This is a genomic window from Streptomyces sp. NPDC003943 (assembly GCF_053605265.1).
This window is the reverse complement of the sequence record NZ_JBSGIW010000077.1, coordinates 12,763-29,312: the sequence shown is the minus strand read 5'-3', so window position 1 is coordinate 29,312 and position 16,550 is coordinate 12,763. Positions and strand designations below refer to the sequence as shown.

19 protein-coding genes and 1 riboswitch are annotated in these 16,550 nt (G+C 71.8%); of the genes, 9 read left to right on the top strand and 10 right to left on the bottom strand.

The genetic code is table 11. From position 1 onward, the window contains the following. Nucleotides 1-46 precede the first annotated feature (46 nt). The 3 genes from ACWEV0_RS27115 to ACWEV0_RS27105 form a co-directional block, all read right to left on the bottom strand. Entirely contained in the window at nucleotides 47-523 is a 477-nt protein-coding gene (locus tag ACWEV0_RS27115; RefSeq protein WP_453152113.1) for a C40 family peptidase, read from the bottom strand. 3 nt (nucleotides 524-526) lie between these two features. After that, a riboswitch (cyclic di-AMP (ydaO/yuaA leader) is annotated at nucleotides 527-700 on the bottom strand. Nucleotides 701-1,041: 341 nt separating this feature from the next. Beyond that, entirely contained in the window at nucleotides 1,042-1,347 is a 306-nt protein-coding gene (locus tag ACWEV0_RS27110; protein ID WP_453152112.1) for a hypothetical protein, read from the bottom strand. A 7-nt stretch (nucleotides 1,348-1,354) separates the two neighbouring features. Further along, nucleotides 1,355-1,978, bottom strand: coding sequence for an ATP-dependent Clp protease proteolytic subunit (locus ACWEV0_RS27105; RefSeq protein ID WP_453152110.1), 624 nt, complete (start codon nucleotides 1,976-1,978; stop codon nucleotides 1,355-1,357). An 88-nt stretch (nucleotides 1,979-2,066) separates the two neighbouring features. Between ACWEV0_RS27105 and ACWEV0_RS27100 the strand changes: the two genes are divergently transcribed. From ACWEV0_RS27100 to ACWEV0_RS27065, 8 genes are all read left to right on the top strand, one after another. Next, a complete protein-coding gene (locus ACWEV0_RS27100) occupies nucleotides 2,067-2,351 on the top strand; it encodes a type II toxin-antitoxin system Phd/YefM family antitoxin (protein WP_453152133.1) in 285 nt (94 codons plus the stop codon). Nucleotides 2,352-2,524: 173 nt separating this feature from the next. Beyond that, nucleotides 2,525-2,827 (top strand): urease subunit gamma, encoded by a 303-nt coding sequence (locus ACWEV0_RS27095; RefSeq protein ID WP_403789254.1) that lies wholly within the window; start codon nucleotides 2,525-2,527, stop codon nucleotides 2,825-2,827. Nucleotides 2,828-2,842: 15 nt separating this feature from the next. Then, complete coding sequence (locus ACWEV0_RS27090; RefSeq protein WP_453152109.1) at nucleotides 2,843-3,181, top strand: urease subunit beta; 339 nt, start codon at nucleotides 2,843-2,845, stop codon at nucleotides 3,179-3,181. Beyond that, the gene (locus ACWEV0_RS27085) at nucleotides 3,174-4,895 is read left to right on the top strand and encodes an urease subunit alpha (protein ID WP_453152108.1); all 1,722 of its coding nucleotides are present in this window, start codon (nucleotides 3,174-3,176) and stop codon (nucleotides 4,893-4,895) included. Before ACWEV0_RS27090 ends, ACWEV0_RS27085 begins: the two co-directional genes overlap by 8 nt. Further along, nucleotides 4,895-5,572 carry an urease accessory protein UreF gene (locus ACWEV0_RS27080; protein WP_453152107.1) on the top strand — a complete coding sequence of 226 codons (678 nt, stop codon included), beginning with the start codon at nucleotides 4,895-4,897 and terminating at the stop codon, nucleotides 5,570-5,572. Before ACWEV0_RS27085 ends, ACWEV0_RS27080 begins: the two co-directional genes overlap by 1 nt. 25 nt (nucleotides 5,573-5,597) lie before the next feature. After that, nucleotides 5,598-6,275 carry an urease accessory protein UreG gene (gene ureG / locus ACWEV0_RS27075; protein WP_453152106.1) on the top strand — a complete coding sequence of 226 codons (678 nt, stop codon included), beginning with the start codon at nucleotides 5,598-5,600 and terminating at the stop codon, nucleotides 6,273-6,275. A gap of 8 nt (nucleotides 6,276-6,283) precedes the next feature. Beyond that, on the top strand, nucleotides 6,284-7,027 hold the full coding sequence (locus ACWEV0_RS27070; RefSeq protein WP_453152131.1) for an urease accessory protein UreD: 744 nt from the start codon (nucleotides 6,284-6,286) through the stop codon (nucleotides 7,025-7,027). A gap of 225 nt (nucleotides 7,028-7,252) precedes the next feature. Beyond that, nucleotides 7,253-8,776: an alpha/beta hydrolase gene (locus ACWEV0_RS27065; protein WP_453152129.1), complete on the top strand. Its 1,524-nt coding sequence runs from the start codon at nucleotides 7,253-7,255 to the stop codon at nucleotides 8,774-8,776. Nucleotides 8,777-8,828: 52 nt separating this feature from the next. Here ACWEV0_RS27065 and ACWEV0_RS27060 read toward each other — a convergent pair whose 3' ends face one another. Both ACWEV0_RS27060 and ACWEV0_RS27055 read right to left on the bottom strand, forming a co-directional pair. Further along, complete coding sequence (locus ACWEV0_RS27060) at nucleotides 8,829-9,866, bottom strand: NAD-dependent epimerase/dehydratase family protein (RefSeq protein ID WP_453152105.1); 1,038 nt, start codon at nucleotides 9,864-9,866, stop codon at nucleotides 8,829-8,831. A 64-nt stretch (nucleotides 9,867-9,930) separates the two neighbouring features. Then, entirely contained in the window at nucleotides 9,931-10,644 is a 714-nt protein-coding gene (locus ACWEV0_RS27055; protein WP_453152104.1) for a lysophospholipid acyltransferase family protein, read from the bottom strand. Nucleotides 10,645-10,735: 91 nt separating this feature from the next. Here ACWEV0_RS27055 and ACWEV0_RS27050 point away from each other — a divergent pair, with 91 nt between their 5' ends. Further along, complete coding sequence (locus ACWEV0_RS27050) at nucleotides 10,736-11,746, top strand: DUF3048 domain-containing protein (RefSeq protein WP_453152103.1); 1,011 nt, start codon at nucleotides 10,736-10,738, stop codon at nucleotides 11,744-11,746. A 53-nt stretch (nucleotides 11,747-11,799) separates the two neighbouring features. Here the strand turns inward: ACWEV0_RS27050 and ACWEV0_RS27045 are convergent, their stop codons facing one another. The 5 genes from ACWEV0_RS27045 to ACWEV0_RS27025 all read right to left on the bottom strand — a co-directional run bounded on the left by ACWEV0_RS27045 (nucleotide 11,800) and on the right by ACWEV0_RS27025 (nucleotide 16,450). Further along, complete coding sequence (locus ACWEV0_RS27045; protein ID WP_453152134.1) at nucleotides 11,800-12,012, bottom strand: hypothetical protein; 213 nt, start codon at nucleotides 12,010-12,012, stop codon at nucleotides 11,800-11,802. A gap of 112 nt (nucleotides 12,013-12,124) precedes the next feature. Continuing rightward, on the bottom strand, nucleotides 12,125-13,087 hold the full coding sequence (locus tag ACWEV0_RS27040) for a cytochrome c oxidase assembly protein (protein WP_453152102.1): 963 nt from the start codon (nucleotides 13,085-13,087) through the stop codon (nucleotides 12,125-12,127). 115 nt (nucleotides 13,088-13,202) lie between these two features. Beyond that, nucleotides 13,203-14,231, bottom strand: a complete 1,029-nt coding sequence (locus ACWEV0_RS27035; RefSeq protein ID WP_451610979.1) for a 6-phosphofructokinase — start codon at nucleotides 14,229-14,231, stop codon at nucleotides 13,203-13,205. A gap of 211 nt (nucleotides 14,232-14,442) precedes the next feature. Then, nucleotides 14,443-15,171, bottom strand: a complete 729-nt coding sequence (locus ACWEV0_RS27030; RefSeq protein ID WP_453152100.1) for a type 1 glutamine amidotransferase — start codon at nucleotides 15,169-15,171, stop codon at nucleotides 14,443-14,445. A 31-nt stretch (nucleotides 15,172-15,202) separates the two neighbouring features. Further along, nucleotides 15,203-16,450 carry a MurT ligase domain-containing protein gene (locus tag ACWEV0_RS27025; protein ID WP_453152099.1) on the bottom strand — a complete coding sequence of 416 codons (1,248 nt, stop codon included), beginning with the start codon at nucleotides 16,448-16,450 and terminating at the stop codon, nucleotides 15,203-15,205. Nucleotides 16,451-16,550: the final 100 nt, after the last annotated feature.

Below are 16,550 nucleotides of genomic sequence, written 5' to 3'. Positions count from 1 at the left end.
GGGGTCAGCGCACCCGGCTGACCGGTTCATCGGTCCGTCCGACGGGTCAGCGCACCCGGCCGTAGTAGACCTTCGAGGTCCAGATCCGGTCGAGCTTCACCCACGAGCCGGTCTTCGGCGAGTGCCAGATCGCGTTGTTACCCGCGTAGATCCCGACGTGGTACACCCTTCCGCCGGAGTGGAAGAAGACCAGGTCCCCCTTCTGGCGGCTCGCCGCCGAGATGTGGCGTGTGTTGTTGTACTGCTGCTGCGCGGTGCGGGGCAGCGTCTTGCCCGCCCTCTTGTACGAGTAGAGCGTGAGACCCGAGCAGTCGAACCTGCTGGGGCCTGATGCGCCGTACCGGTAGGGCGATCCCTTCTTCGAGGCGGCGACGTTCAACGCCGTGTTGGCGTACGAGGTCGCGGCCTGGGCCTCCGGCGCCGCTCCTGGTGCGAGCAGCGTGCCGCCGACGGCGGCGAGGGTGAGAGCCGAGACGGCTCCGGCCCGGGACAGCAGGGACGGGACATGAATCTGCGCAGTCATGCGCAACCCTTCGTCAGCCGCCTGTGAAGGATGACCTGTCGGGTTCGGGCAGGCGAAGATGCCCGGCCGCGGCTGCGGCTTCACCCCGAGGGACGGCTCCGATCGCTCGGACGTCCCGTGTTGCTCGGGTCCTCCACTCCTGCCGATCCACTCCTGTCGACCAGGCATCCGGGACGGCGGCAGGACTCGGCGTCCGCCCGGACCGCCCCGCCTCGGGTGGCGGGGGCTTGTCGTCGACAGGGATCTTGACCCACGCCCCGGCCGGAATCCGAGTGGAAACGGCGATATGTGAGGCTCCTCACGACTGATCCATTCGGGTGGACAGTCAGGTTTGGTGATCGTCCGAGGTTTGCCCGACGAGTCCGCCACCAGGGGTGGAACGGCCCGGTTCCGCCAGATGCGTACACCTGTTGCGCAACATAGCTGAGCTCTATGTCGATACGTCGACTACACCGAACGGGGGACGGATTCTGCGGTTCCGCTGGCCCGAGTGGACCTCGACACGACACGCCCTGCTGTCAACTCACTTCGCGCCGGGGCATGGTGACCCGGGCGGCGCGCCGCTCTCCGTCCAACACCTGCAGTGCGCGGGCCAATGTGTCCGCGTGCACCTCGCTCTCGCCCCGCGCGTGCATGAGTGTCAGCGCCTCCCGCAGCGCCGTCGCCCGCCCGACCAGGGCCTGGGCGGCCCGTAGCGCCCCATAGGTATGCGAGGTCCTGGATGGATTGATCCGGCCCAGCAGATCGACGACTTCGAGGTACGCGTCGACGAACTCGCCTTCGGCGCGCGTGAGTGCGGGCAGGGGCGGCAGTTCCGGGACCATGGCCGGCTCACACCCGCCCGGCGCCGGCGGTCCCGCCTTCGCGGCGGCTGCGGATCACGTGGTCGACCAGGCCGTACGCGAGGGCGCCCGGAGCGTCGAACACGGTCGTCCGGTCGATGTCGGCCTCGATCCGGCCCCGCTCCTGCCCGGTGTGTTCGGCGAGCATCCCGGAGATCAGCTCCCGCTGCCGCAGCAATTCGCGGGCGTGCACGTCCAGATCGCTGGGCTGCCCCTGCAACGGCTCGTCGAGCGAGGGCTGCTGAAGGACGATCCGGGAGCCCGGCAGTGCGAGCCGGTGCCCCGGCGAACCCGCCGCGAGCAGCACCGCGGCCGGCCCGACGGCCTGACCGAGGCAGATGGTCTCCACCTCGCAGGAGACCGTGCTGATCGTGTCGTAGATCGAGGTCATGGCGCTGATCGAGCCGCCCGGGGAGTTGACGTAGAGGCTGATCAGCTGCCCCGGGGACGCGTAGTCGAGGTGCAGGAACTGGGCGATGACGTCGCCCGCCGCGATCTCGTCGACCGGCGTGCCCAGGAAGACGATCCGTTCCTCGAGCAGCTTCGCGTACGGATCGAGCGTGCGGGTCCCGAAGGCCGTGCGCTCGGTGAACTCCGGAAGCAGTTGTCGCATGACGCTCCTCCTCCTTGCCGCGGGCCGCTTCCGCGGCCCTGCCGTCTGTAAAAAATGTACAGGACGTACAGACCGTAAGATGAGGAGCATGGCCTATGAGATTCCGGTGACGCAAGCGCGCGCAGAGCTCGCCGACCTGATCAACCGCGTCGTCTACGGCGGCGAACGGGTCGTCGTGACCCGCCACGGGAAGCCGCTCGTCGCCCTCGTCTCCGCCGCCGACCTGGCGCGACTCGAAGAGCTCGACCAGCCGGCCGAGGAGTCCGTGATCAGCTCGGTCGCCGATCTCGCGAACCTTCCGTCCGCCCCGGGCGAACGGCGTCGCTTCGGCATCGCCGCGCATCATCAGGAGCCCGGTCGACCGAACGGCTGAATACCGCCGTTCCTCATGGATGCGCAAAGCACCGGTTAACCAGCCGGAAAAACTTCCGCCCTAACGTGCAATGTCTGACCGGACGGCCCATCACCGCAGTTCAACAGTGTGTTGAAGATCGGTAGGGTCCGTCGCTGTCCGGGGCAACCCGGCGGAGACAGTGAGGTGGAAGCGTGCAACTCAGCCCCCATGAGCAGGAGCGCCTGCTCATCCATGTCGCGGCCGACGTGGCCGAGAAGCGCCGGGCGCGCGGAGTGAAGCTCAACCACCCCGAGGCCGTCGCCCTCATCACCGTCCACGTCCTGGAGGGCGCCCGGGACGGCCGGACCGTCGCGGAACTGATGGCCACCGGCCGCAAGGTGCTCTCCCGCGACGAGGTCATGGACGGCATCCCCGAGATGATCCACGACGTCCAGGTCGAGGCCACCTTCCCGGACGGCACCAAGCTCGTCACCGTCCACGACCCGATCGTCTGAGGGCGGGCGCGACCGATGATTCCCGGAGAGATCCTGTACGCGGACGGGCCCGTGCCCCTGAACGAGGGCCGCCCCGTCACCCGCCTCACCGTCCTCAACGCCGCCGACCGGCCCGTCCAGGTCGGCTCGCACTACCACTTCGCCGAGGCCAACCCCGGCCTCGACTTCGACCGCGCCGCAGCCCGCGGTCTGCGCCTGAACATCGCCGCCGGTACCGCCGTCCGCTTCGAGCCCGGCATCCCCGTCGAGGTCGAGCTGGTGCCGATCGCCGGCCGCCGGATCGTGCCCGGCCTGCGCGGCGAGACCGCCGGATCCCTCGACGACGCCGAGACCAAGGGAGGCGACCGTGCCTGAGCTGCACCGCGCCGTCTACGCCGACCTGTTCGGCCCCACCACCGGCGACCGCATCCGGCTCGCCGACACCGACCTGCTCGTCGAGATCGAGGAGGACCGCTCCGGCGGCCCCGGCCGGGCCGGCGAGGAAGCCGTCTTCGGCGGCGGCAAGGTCATCCGGGAGTCCATGGGCCAGGCCCGCACCACCCGTGCCGAGGGCGCCCCCGACACCGTGATCACCGGCGTCGTGGTCATCGACCACTGGGGCATCGTCAAGGCCGACATCGGCATCCGCGACGGCCGGATCACCGCGCTCGGCAAGGCCGGCAACCCCGACACCATGGACGGGGTCCACCCCGACCTGGTCATCGGCCCGGAGACCGAGGTCATCGTCGGCAACGGCCGGATCGTCACCGCCGGCGCCGTCGACACCCACGTCCACTTCATCTCGCCGACCGTCGTCGAACAGGCCCTCGCCACCGGCGTCACCACCCTCGTCGGCGGCGGCACCGGCCCCGCCGAGGGCACCAAGGCCACCACCATCACCCCCGGCCCCTGGCACATGGCCCGGATGTTCGAGGCCCTGGACACCTTCCCGGTCAACATCGGCCTGCTCGGCAAGGGCAACACGATGTCCCGGGAGGCCATGCACTCCCAGCTGCGCGGCGGCGCCCTCGGGTTCAAGATCCACGAGGACTGGGGCGCCACCCCGGCCGTCATCGACGCCTGTCTGAGCGTCTGCGACGAGACCGGCGCCCAACTCGCCATCCACACCGACACCCTGAACGAGGCGGGCTTCGTCGGCGACACCCTCGCCGCCATCGCCGGCCGCACCATCCACGCGTACCACACCGAGGGCGCGGGCGGCGGGCACGCGCCCGACATCATCACCGTCGTCTCCGAGCCGAACGTGCTGCCCAGCTCGACCAACCCCACCCGGCCGCACACCGTCAACACCATCGAGGAACACCTCGACATGCTGATGGTCTGTCACCACCTCAACCCGGCCGTGCCCGAGGACCTCGCCTTCGCCGAGTCCCGCATCCGTCCCTCGACGATCGCCGCCGAGGACGTCCTGCACGACCTCGGCGCCATCTCGATCATCTCCTCCGACTCCCAGGCCATGGGCCGCATCGGCGAGGTGATCATGCGGACCTGGCAGACCGCCCACGTGATGAAGAAGCGGCGCGGGGCGCTGCCCGGTGACGGTGCCGCCGACAACCACCGGGCCCGGCGCTATGTCGCCAAGTACACGATCAACCCGGCCGTCGCCCAGGGCATGGGCCACCTCATCGGCTCCGTCGAACCGGGCAAGCTCGCCGACCTGGTCCTCTGGGAGCCCGCCTTCTTCGGCGTCAAGCCGCTGATGGTCATCAAGGGCGGCCAGATCGCGTACGCGCAGATGGGCGACGCCAACGCGTCCATCCCGACCCCGCAGCCCGTGCTGCCGCGCCCGATGTTCGGCGCGCTCGGCCGGGCCGCCGCGGCGGGCTCCGTCAACTTCGTCGCCGCCGCGGCGCTTGAGGACGACCTGCCGCAGAAGCTCGGGCTGCACAAGGAGTTCACCGCCATCGGCTCCACCCGGCGGGTCACCAAGGCCGACATGCGCGAGAACGACGCCCTGCCCCGGGTCGAGGTCGACGCAGACACCTTCTCGGTGACCATCGACGGCGAACCGGTCGAACCCGCGCCCGCCGCCGAACTGCCCATGGCCCAGCGTTACTTCCTGTTCTGATGACCACACGTTCGGCTCTTCTCGTGCTCGCCGACGGGCGGTTCCCCGCCGGCGGGCACGCCCACTCCGGCGGCGCCGAGGCCGCCGTCAAGGCCGGCCGGCTCACCGACGCCGCCGACCTGGCCGCCTTCTGCCGCGGCCGGCTGCACACCACCGGCCTCACCTCGGCCGGTCTCGCGGCCGCCGCGGCCCTCGGCGCCGACCCGTACGCACTCGACGAGGCCGCCGACGCCCGCACCCCGTCGCCCGCGCTGCGCGCCGCCGCCCGCCGGCTCGGCAGACAGATGATGCGGGCCGCCCGCGCCGCCTGGCCGGGCCCGGACCTCGACCGGCTCGCCGCGGCGTTCCCGCGCGGCGCCCACCAGCCCGTCGTGCTCGGCACCGCCGCCCTGGCCGCCGGACTCGGGCCCGAGGACGCCGCCCACTGCGTCGCGTACGAGACGGTCAGCGGCCCGGCGACCGCCGTGGTGCGGCTGCTCGGCCTCGACCCCTTCCAGGCCACCGCCGTCCTCGCCCGGCTCGCCCCCGAGATGGACGAGGTCGCGGCCCGCGCCGCCGAAGCCGCCGAAACCGCGCTCCGCGAGGGCCTCGACGCGCTGCCCGCCGCCTCGGCCCCGCTGCTCGACGTCACCGCCGAGCAGCACGCGGCCTGGCCCGTCCGCCTCTTCGCCTCCTGACACCTCCCGCCCGCTAGGAGCCCCCATGCACCTCGACCACTCCCACGAGCACACCGGCGCCGTCTCCGCCGACGCCCACCGCCCCGACGGCAGCCGCCGCGCGCTGCGCATCGGCCTCGGCGGGCCCGTCGGCTCCGGCAAGACCGCCACCGTCGCCGCGCTCTGCCGCGCCCTGCGCGACACCCTCTCCCTCGCCGTCGTCACCAACGACATCTACACCCGCGAGGACGCCGAGTTCCTGCGCCGCGAGGCCGTGCTGCCGCCCGAGCGGATCGCCGCCGTCGAGACCGGTGCCTGCCCGCACACCGCGATCCGCGACGACATCTCCGCCAACCTCGAAGCCGTCGAGGACCTGGAGGACTCGGTCGGCCCGCTCGACCTCGTCCTCGTCGAGTCCGGCGGCGACAACCTCACCGCGACCTTCTCCAAGGGCCTCGTCGACGCCCAGATCTTCGTCATCGACGTCGCCGGCGGCGACGACATCCCGCGCAAGGGCGGCCCCGGCGTCACCACCGCCGACCTGCTCGTCGTCAACAAGACCGACCTCGCCCCGTACGTCGGCTCCGACCTCGGCCGGATGGCCCGCGACGCGAAGGAGCAGCGCGGCGAGCTGCCCGTCGCCTTCACCTCCCTCCGCTCCGAGGAGGGCGTGGCGCCCGTCGCCGCCTGGGTCCGGGAGCAGCTCGCCGCGTGGACCGCATGACCGACCGGATGAGCCTCGCCGCGACCGCGCGGATCGTCGCCGGCGCGGACGGCTCCCTGCCCGTCCTGGAGAGCGACGGCCCGCTCGCGCTGCGCCGCACCCGCGCCCCGGGCCCGTACACCCGGGTCACCGTGGTCGGCGCGATGAGCGCCCCGCTCGGCGGCGACCGGCTCCGGCTGGAGACGGAGGTACGGGACGGGGCGCGGCTGCTGGTCGACTCGGCCGCCGCGACCGTGGCCCTGCCCGGCCGGGGCGGCGCGCCCGCCTCGTACGACATCGCGCTCACCGTCGGCGCGGACGCCGAACTGCGCTGGCTGCCCGAGCAGTTGGTCTCCGCCGCCGGATCGGTGCTGCGGATGCGCACCAGGGTCGAGCTGGCCGCCGGCGCCCGTCTCGTCCTTCGAGAAGAACAGGTCCTCGGCCGGCACGCCGAGCAGCCCGGCACCCTCGCCAGCCGGCTCACCGTGCGTCATGCCGGACGGCTCCTCCTCGACCAGGAGCTCGGCCACGGCCCCGGCGCGCCGGCCGGCTGGGACGGCCCCGCGGTCCTCGCCGGGCACCGCGCGACCGGTCAACTCCTCGTCGTGGACCCCGCGTTCGCGGACAAACCGGCCGAAACGAGACTGTTCGGCGAGCACGCCGTCCTCGCCCCGCTCGCCGGCCCCGCCGCCCTCGTCACCGCCGTCGCGCCCGACGCCCTCGCCCTGCGCCGGGTCCTTGATGAGGCTTTGGCCGTTCTCGCACCCATTTGAGCAGGCGGCCGAATCGTTCACCGCTCAGCGGTACACCCGTCACCGGTTATTGGTTCGGCAAAGAAACACGTGTTCGCTCTTTTACTCGAGGCCCCATTGACGAAAGGATCCCCCGGACAGCCCACCACGGCGCTGCCACGGGGGCGGCGCCTTTCGAGGGGGAGGGACCACTTGAGAAAAGCAGCAGTGCTCGGCTCTGCCGGCACTCTGATAGCGGGCACGCTCATGGCGACCGCGCTCGCGGCACCGACGGCCGGTGCCGTCACCGGCCACGACCGTGACGACGAGGCGCGCGGCGCGACCATCGCCGCCGCCGAAGCCGCCAAGGCCGGCATCGACTGGCAGGACTGCCCTGCCGACTGGGGCTTCGCACAGCCCATCCAGTGCGGCTGGGTCACCGTTCCGGTCGACTACGCCAAGCCGAACGGCAAGAAGATCAAGCTTGCCGTCGACCGCGTCAAGGCCACCGGCACCGCCGGTGAGTACCAGGGCGCGCTGCTCTACAACCCGGGCGGCCCCGGCGGTTCCGGCCTGCGCTTCCCGAAGCGCGTCACCACCAAGAACCCGCTCTGGGTGAACACCGCGAAGGCGTACGACTTCGTGGGCTTCGACCCGCGCGGCGTCGGCCACTCGGCGCCCATCTCCTGCGTCGACCCGACCGAGTTCGTCAAGGGCCCGAAGCTCGACCCGGTCCCGGACAGCGAGGCGGACAAGCTCGTCCAGCGCAAGCTGGCGGCCGACTACGCCAAGGGCTGCGCCGAGAAGAGCGGCGACATGCTGCCCTACATGACGACGCGCAACACCGCCCGTGACCTCGACGTCATCCGGGCCGCGCTCGGCCAGAAGAAGCTCAACTTCATCGGCGTCTCGTACGGCACCTACCTGGGCGCCGTCTACGGCACGCTGTACCCGAACCACGTGCGTCGCATGATCGTCGACAGCGTGGTCAACCCGGCGAAGAGCAACATCTGGTACCAGGCCAACCTGGAGCAGGACGTCGCCTTCGAGGGTCGTCTGAAGGACTGGATGACCTGGGTCGCCCAGCACGACGACAAGTTCCACCTCGGCAAGACCTACGACGAGGTGCAGCAGCAGTGGGTGACCCTGCGCGCCGCTGCCAAGAAGAGCCCCCTCGGCGGCAAGGTCGGCCCGGCCGAGCTCATCGGCTTCTTCCAGAGCGCCCCGTACTACGACTCCTCGTGGGTCCCGGTCGCGCAGGCCTGGAGCGCGTACGTCGCGGGTGACCCGCAGCCGCTGATCGACGGCGCCTCGGCCGACCTCACGGACACCGCCGGCAACATCGCGTCGGAGAACGGCAACGCCGTCTACACCGCCGTCGAGTGCGCCGACGCCGCGTGGCCGACCAACTGGAACAGGTGGAACCGGGACAACTCGGCCCTCCACAAGCAGTACCCGTTCATGACCTGGGCGAACGCCTGGATGAACCTGCCGTGCGCCACCTGGTCCGCGCCGCAGCAGAAGCCGACCCAGGTCAAGACCGGCAAGGGCCTGCCGCCGGTGCTCATCGTCCAGTCCGAGCGTGACGCGGCGACGCCGTACGCCGGCGCGGTCGAGCTGCACAAGCGCTTCAAGGGCTCGCGTCTCATCACCGAGAAGAACGCGGGTTCGCACGGTGTCACCGGCCTGGTGAACCCCTGCATCAACCCGAAGGTCGAGACGTACCTGCTCACCGGCAAGGTGGACAGCCAGGACGTGACGTGCGAGCCGCACGCCACGCCCGCCCCGTAACACCCGAATGACAGGAAGGGGCGGTCGCCGTCACGGCGACCGCCCCTTTCGTTCACCCGCGCGAGGCCAGCCAGGCGTCCTCCGCCGCGTAGTCGAACCAGTCCGCCTGGTACTTGGCCAGGTTCGGGAAGGCGTCCAGCCAGTCCCGGCCCGCCAGCTGCCGCGACAGCCACTCCACCGTCCCCGGCAGCGAGTCGACGTACGACACCACCGGCCGGTACCCCAACTCCCGCTCCGCCGCGCCCATGTCGAAGACGATCGGCCGGTCCACGCCCCACGGCGTCGCCCCGACCTCGGCCACCGGCGGCGGCCCGTCGACGATCACCGTCTCGGTCTCCACACCGAGCACGACGTCGATCGCCGCACCGATCTCCGCCACCGTCGGCACCTCCGGGTCACCGCCGTTGAGCACCCGGCTGCCGGGCCGCGCCGCCGCGAGCCGCACGAGTTCGGCCACATTGTCCACGTGCACCGGGTGGAAGCGCGAGGATCCGCCGTACGCGAGCACCCGCACCCGCCGCCCGTCGAGCACCCGCTTGACGAACCACAGCTCGCGCGGCCCCCGGCAGTACGGCCCGTGCACCGCGCCCGCGCGCAGCAGCGTCGTCGGCAACCGGTCCCCGAGCGCGAGCAACTCCCGCTCCAGAGCCACCTTGCGGGTGCCGTACGTGCCGTCGCCCGGCGCGACCGTGGGCTGCGACTCCGGGATCGGCAGCGGATAGAGGGGGAAGCCGTCCGGCTCGTCCTGCGTGTCGAAGCTGCGGCCCTTGTCGTCCTCGTACACCGCCCCGCTGGAGATCACCACCGCGGAGCCGATCCGGTCCGCGAGCCCCGCCAACTGCCGCCCGTGGCCCGCGTCGTAGGCGACCACGTCCACCAGGACGTCCGTGCCCGCGCCGAGCGCCCGGGCCAGCGCCCCGTCCTCGTCGCGGTCCACCGCCACCGGCCGGACCTCCGCCGGCCACCGCTCGTCCCGCCCGCCGCCGCGCGAGGCGGCGGTCACCTCCCAACCGTCCGCGACGAGCGCGCGCACCGCCGCCCGCCCGATCTGTCCCGTCGCTCCCAGCACGAATGCGTTGCCCTTGGTCATGGCAGGGACGCTACGGGCCCCGGGCGGGGCGGCCCAGGAGCGTTCGCCGTGCGCGGATCCGCCCTCAGCGTTCCGACTCCGGGAACTTCTCGGGAGCCTGACCGGTTTCCGCCGCCTTCACCCTGGCCGCGTACTCGTCCACGTACTCCTGCCCGGACAGCTCCAGGATCCGGTACATGATCTCGTCGGTGACGGCCCGCACCGCCGCCTTCTGGCCCGCCATCCCCGCGTACCGCGAGAAGTCCAGCGGCTCACCGAAGCGGATGGTGACCCGCCGGATCCGCGGCAGCACCCGGCCCGGCGGCTGGATCTCGAAGGTCCCGACCATCGCGCACGGCACCACCTTCACCCCGGCCGTCAGCGCCATCACCGCGACCCCGACCTTGCCCTTGTAGAGCCGTCCGTCGTGCGAGCGCGTGCCCTCCGGGTAGATGCCGAGCAGCTCGCCCTTCGCGAGCACCCCGAGCCCCTCGCGGATCGCCGCCCGCCCCGCCTCCTTCCCCGAGCGGTCCACCGGGATCTGGCCCGCGCTGCGGAAGAACGCGGCGGTCAGCCGGCCCTTGAGACCCGGGCCGGTGAAGTACTCCTGCTTGGCCAGGAAGGTGATCCGCCGGCTCAGCACCACCGGCATCAGGAAGTGGTCGGAGAAGGACAGATGATTGCCCGCGACGATCGCCGCGCCCTCTTCCGGGACGTGCTCCAGACCCTCCACCCGGGGCCGGAACAGCAGCTTGAGCAGCGGTCCGAGCAACACGTACTTCAGCACGTAGTAGAACACCGGCAACCCCCTTCCCTGCCTTTGCCCCGCTTCCCTGTCTTTGTAACGAAGGCCGTCGGCGTGGTCCACTGGTGAGGAGGAAGCCGGACCGATGACAGGCGCGCGCGGGCACAGGCGTCCCGGCGCAGCCGCCACCGTCGCCGTACTGGGCGCCGTGACGGCCGCCGGTCTGTACGGCTGCTCCGGCTCGGGCCCGTCGGAGCCGAAGCCGCACCCGACGCCCACGCCCGCGCCCGCCACCTCGAAACCCGCCACGCCGGTCCCCGGCGGCCTCTCGCCGCTCACCGGACTGCCCGCCAGGCCCGGCCGGGTCCTCGCCGTCAAGATCGACAACGTGCCGCCGGCCCGCCCGCACACCGGACTCACCGCCGCCGACCTCGTCTACGTCGAGCAGGTCGAATCCGGCCAGACCCGGCTCATGGCCGTCTACTCCTCGCACCTGCCCGCCCGCGTCGGCCCGGTCCGCAGCGCCCGCGAGTCCGACCTCGCCCTGCTGCGCCAGTACGGCAACCCGGTCCTCGCCTACTCCGGCGCCCAGTCCAAGCTCACCCCGCTGCTGCGCGCCGCCCCGCTGCACCTGGTCAACGAGGGCAACCAGCCCGGCGCCTTCCTGCGCGACCCCGCCCGCAGCGCCCCGCACAACCTCTATCTGCGGCCCGCCCGCGCGCTCGCCACCGCGCCGGACGCGAGCAAGGTCAAGGACATCGGATTCCGCTTCGGGCCGGCCACGGGCAGTGGCACCGCGGTCAACAGCCGCACCGTGCGCTTCCCCGCCGCCCGCTACACCTTCACCTGGGCGCCCGCCGAACACGCCTGGCACGTGGCCATGGACGGGCGCTCCGACGGGCCGCTCAAGCCGGCCACCGTAGTGGTCCAGCACGTGACCGTACGGTCCTCGCGCTTCCACGACTTCCTGGGCGCCGTCTCCCCGTACACCGTGACGGTCGGCAAGGGCACCGCGCAGGTGCTGCGTGACGGGCGGGTCTACGAGGCCCGCTGGAGCCGCCCGACCGCCGACGCCGGCACGGTCTTCACGACCCCGTCAGGTGCACGGCTGAACTTCGCGCCCGGTCAGGTGTGGGTGCTCTTCACCAAGGCGTGAGAGACAGCGGCGCAGAGGTACGGGGCCCTGGGGCAGAGGCGCCGGCCCGGCCCCTACGGCTGGGGCTTGGGCTTCGGGCGGCCGTGCCGGGGTGGCCTGACGTGCGTCTCTCCGCTGTCCGCCGCCGCCATGCCGATGGTGATCACGCCGAGCAGCACCCAGCCGAACCACAGCCAGCCGCTGCTGCCGAGCGCCACCGTGTACGTGGTGATCACGATCAGGGCACCGAAAGTGATCGTGCCCATCGCCTTCGTAGGACCGGACATCGTCGCACCGCCCTCCTGCACCAGGCCATCGTGACCCCGAGGAGGGGGCGCGCGCCAGCCCTGGGACGCTCCGGCGTGCGCCCCCATGGCCGGATACCGCCGGTCGGACCGGCTACTGCCCGCCGCGCGTCTGGAGCGAGGCCAGGTACGCGTTGTACGCCTCCAGCTCCTTGTCACCGTCCCGGTCCGCGGCGCGGTCCTTGCGGACCGCCTGCCGCTGCTCGGAGTGGTACCACTGGTAGACCAGCGCGATCAGCACGAGCACGGACGGGATCTCGCTGAACGCCCAGGCGATGCCGCCCGCCGCGTTCTGGTCGGCCAGCGCGTCGATGCCGAGCGAGGCCGGCGGGTTCTCGTACGCCTTGACCATCGGCGTCGTCGCCATCATCAGCGCGATGCCGAAGAAGGCGTGGAACGGCATGCCCGCGAACAGCTCCAGCATCCGCATCACATAGCCCGGCCGGTGCGGGCCCGGGTCCACGCCCATGATCGGCCAGAAGAAGACCAGGCCCACCATCAGGAAGTGGACCATCATGCCGATGTGGCCCGCCTTCGACTGCATCAGGAAGTCGAACAGCGGCGAGAAGTACAGCGCGTACAGGCTCGCGATGAACATCGGGATCGTGAACGCCGGGTGCGTGATGATCCGCATGTAGCGGCTGTGCAGCAGCTTCAGGAGCAGCTCGCGCGGCCCGGTCGAGCCCCGGCCCGCCACCGGCAGCGCCCGCAGCGCCAGCGTCACCGGCGCGCCGAGCAGCAGCAGGATCGGCGACAGCATGGAGATCACCATGTGCTGCACCATGTGCACGCTGAACATGACCATGCCGTAGTCGTTGAGCTTGGTGCACATGACGAACGCGATGGTCAGCACGCCGATCGCGAAGAAGACCGTCCGGCTCGGCGGCCACGCGTCGCCGCGCCTCCGCAGCCGCGCCACGCCCCAGCCGTACAGCGCGAGGCCGGCGACGCACCCGACGAGGAAGAACAGGTCGGGGGAGAACTCCAGGGCCCGCCCCAGCGTGAACGGCGGCAGATCCATGGTCATGCCGTGTCCGCCGTGCCCGCTGTGATCCATTTGTCTACTCCTGGAGCCCGATTCGCGCTTGTTGTCCGCACCAGACTAGAACCGCCCCCGGTCGCGATCACGACCGGGGGCGGGTGTCATCCGGGGGAGTGGGCGCGGGCGCGGGTCAGAGCACGCACTCGGCCTCGGCGTAGCGGTCCACCGGGACCGTCTTCAGCGTCTCCACGGCCTTGGCCAGCGGCACCAGCTCGATCTCGGTGCCGCGCAGCGCCGTCAGCATGCCGAACTCGCCGCGGTGCGCCGCCTCCACCGCGTGCCAGCCGAAGCGGGTGGCGAGGACGCGGTCGTACGCGGTCGGGGTGCCGCCGCGCTGGACGTGGCCGAGGATCACCGGGCGGGCCTCCTTGCCGAGGCGCCGCTCCAGCTCGACGGAGAGCTGGTTGGCCACACCGGTGAAGCGCTCGTGGCCGTAGATGTCGGTGCCGGCCGTGTGGAACTCCATCGAACCGCCCTCGCGCGGCTTCGCGCCCTCGGCGACCACGACGATCGCGAAGCGCTTGCCGTCCTCGAAGCGGGCGCCGACCCGGGCGGTCAGCTCGTCGATGTCGAAGGGGCGCTCGGGGACGACGATGGCGTGGGCGCCGGCCGCCATGCCGGAGTGCAGGGCGATCCAGCCGGTGTGCCGGCCCATGACCTCGACGATCAGCACGCGCTGGTGCGACTCGGCGGTGGTCTTCAGTCGGTCCAGGGCCTCGGTGGCCACGGTCACGGCGGTGTCGAAGCCGAAGGTGACGTCGGTCGACGCGATGTCGTTGTCGATGGTCTTCGGGACGCCGACGATCGGCAGCCCGGCCTCGGAGAGCAGGTTCGCCGCCTTCAGGGTGCCCTCGCCGCCGATCGGGATGATCGCGTCGAGGCCGAGGTCGGCGACGTGGCCCCGGGCCCGCTCGACACCGTCGACGAGGTGGGCGGGCTGGACCCGGGAGGAGCCGAGGATGGTGCCGCCGCGGGCCAGGATGCCGTTCACGGCCTCCAGGTCCAGCTTGCGGTAGTCGCACTCCAGGAGGCCCTTCCAGCCGTCGTGGAAGCCGATGACCTCGTCGCCGTGGTCGACGACGGCGCGGTGCACGACGGACCGGATGACGGCGTTCAGACCGGGGCAGTCTCCGCCGGAGGTGAGCACACCAATGCGCATAGCCCAAAAACCTTTGCAACGTGGGCCGACTCCCGGACCACGTCGTCCGGCTGGATCCCCGCCACCCTATCGGTGGAAAGTGGCGGGGCCGAACCGGATGTCCGCAGATTGGACACCGTATTTACTTACGAATCCAATGTGCGTATGTGCGCTCAGACGTGCAGTCCGAAACGGACCGAAAGGTCCGCCCGGCGGGGCGCCTGGCGGCCCGTCAGGAGGCCTGCGCCGCCGACGCGATGCGCTCGGCGCGCAGCGCCTCGTACCAGCGGTCGTCCGTCGGCGGCAGCGCGTTCACGTCGAGCGCCAGCTTCAGGAGCAGGTCCGCGATCTGCGGGTTCCGCGCCATGACCGGGCCGTGCATGTACGTGCCGAAGACGGTGTCGTTGTACGCGCCCTCGGTGCCGTCGCCGGTGCCGTTGCCGTTGCCGAACACGGTCCGGGCGAACGGGCGGGCGGTCGGGCCCAGGTGGGTGACGCCCTGGTGGTTCTCGAACCCGGTGAGCTGGGGGAGGCCCAGGTTCGGGTCGATGTCGGCGAGCACGTCGCCGACGCAGCGGGCGCCCTCGCCGCGGACCGTCGTCACGTCGAGCAGGCCGAGGCCGGGCTCGCGCTCGCCGAGGTCGTTGATGAACTCGTGGCCGAGGATCTGGTAGCCGGCGCACACCGAGAAGATGATCGCGCCGTTGGCGGCGGCCCGGTTGAGGCCGCCGTCACGGCGCAGCCGCTCGGCGGCGAGCCGCTGCGGCCGGTCCTCGCCGCCGCCGATCAGATAGATGTCGCCGGAGGTCGGGATCGGCTGGTCGCTGCGCACGTCGACGCGCTCGACGCTGAGTCCGCGCTGGCGGGCGCGGCGCTCGACGACGAGGACGTTGCCCTGGTCGCCGTAGGTGCTGAGCAGGTCCGGGTAGACCCAGACCAGACGCAGGCTGCTGTCAGTCATGCTGCAAGTCCTTCTGCGGGGTCGTGTCGGGTCAGTTGCCGACGCGGCGGCGGACGTCCTGGAACGCGGTGTAGTTGGCGATCAGCTCGATCTGACCGGGCGGGGCCACCGTGACGGCCTCGTCGAGGGTCTCGCACACGCGGAAGTCCACGCCCGCGACCTCGAGGCGGACCGCGAGGTCCAGCTTGCGGTCGCCGATCACCATGATCGGGTGGCCGGCGAGCCGGCCGTAGTCCACGTCCCACAGCCAGGAGGTGTCGGTGCCGTCGGCGCCGCGGGCGTTGACGGAGAGGACCACCGGGGCCGGCGGCTGGTCGATCAGGGAGAACGTCTCGAGCCAGCCGGCCGGGTTCTTCGCGAGCAGCAGCCGGATGTCCCGGCCCTGGAAGTTGATCACGTCGTAGCGGCCGGCGACCGCCTGCACCTGGTACATCCGCTCCAGGGCGACCTGCGGCGGCACCCCGAAGACCGCGGCGACCGCGGCGGAGGTGGCGGCGTTGGCCTTGTTGGCGCGGCCGGGCAGCTGGAGGTGGATCGGCCAGGCCGAGCCGTGCGGGTCGAGCACGTGGTCGCCGTTGAGCGCCCAGCTCGGCGCGGGGCGGCGGAAGCCGCACTCGCCGCAGAACCAGTCCTCGCCGGGGCGCTGGAGCACACCGCCGCAGGAGGGGCACGACCAGGCGTCGTCCTTCCACTCCTGGCCGACGGCCACCCACACCACGTTCGGCGAGGAGGAGGCGGCCCACACGATCAGCGGGTCGTCGGCGTTGGCGATGACCACGGCCTTGGTGCCGTTGAGGCCCTCGCGCCACTTCTCGGCGAGCATCCGGGTCTCGGCGGCGCGGTCGAGCTGGTCGCGGGAGAGGTTGAGCAGCGCGATCGCCTTGGGCGTGGTGTCGCGGGCGACTCCGGCCAGGTACTTCTCGTCGACCTCGATCACGCCGTACTTGGCCTCGCCGCCGCCCGCCAGGGCGGAGGTGATGCCCGCGGGCATGTTCGCGCCGAGCGCGTTCGAGACGACCGGGCCGCTGGCCCGCAGGGCCTCGGCGATCAGCCGGGTGGTCGTGGTCTTGCCGTTGGTCGCCGACACGAGCACGACGTCCAGGTGCTGCGCGAGCGCTCCCAGCAGGTCGGGGTCGAGCTTGAGCGCCACCCGGCCGCCGATCACCGATCCGCTGCCGCGTCCTGCCGCGCGCGACACGGCGGCGGCCGCCTTGCCGGCCGTCACGGCCAGCTTGGAGCGCGCCGACAGCGGCTCCGGATTACCGGCGTGTCCTGACATCGTCCCTGTTCCTCCTTGCGTCGGTCCGGGCTCAGCCTATCGAGATCCGGCCAGGAGCCCGAACCGCGGCACCGCCGGGCGGGGCCGAGCCCCCCTGAAC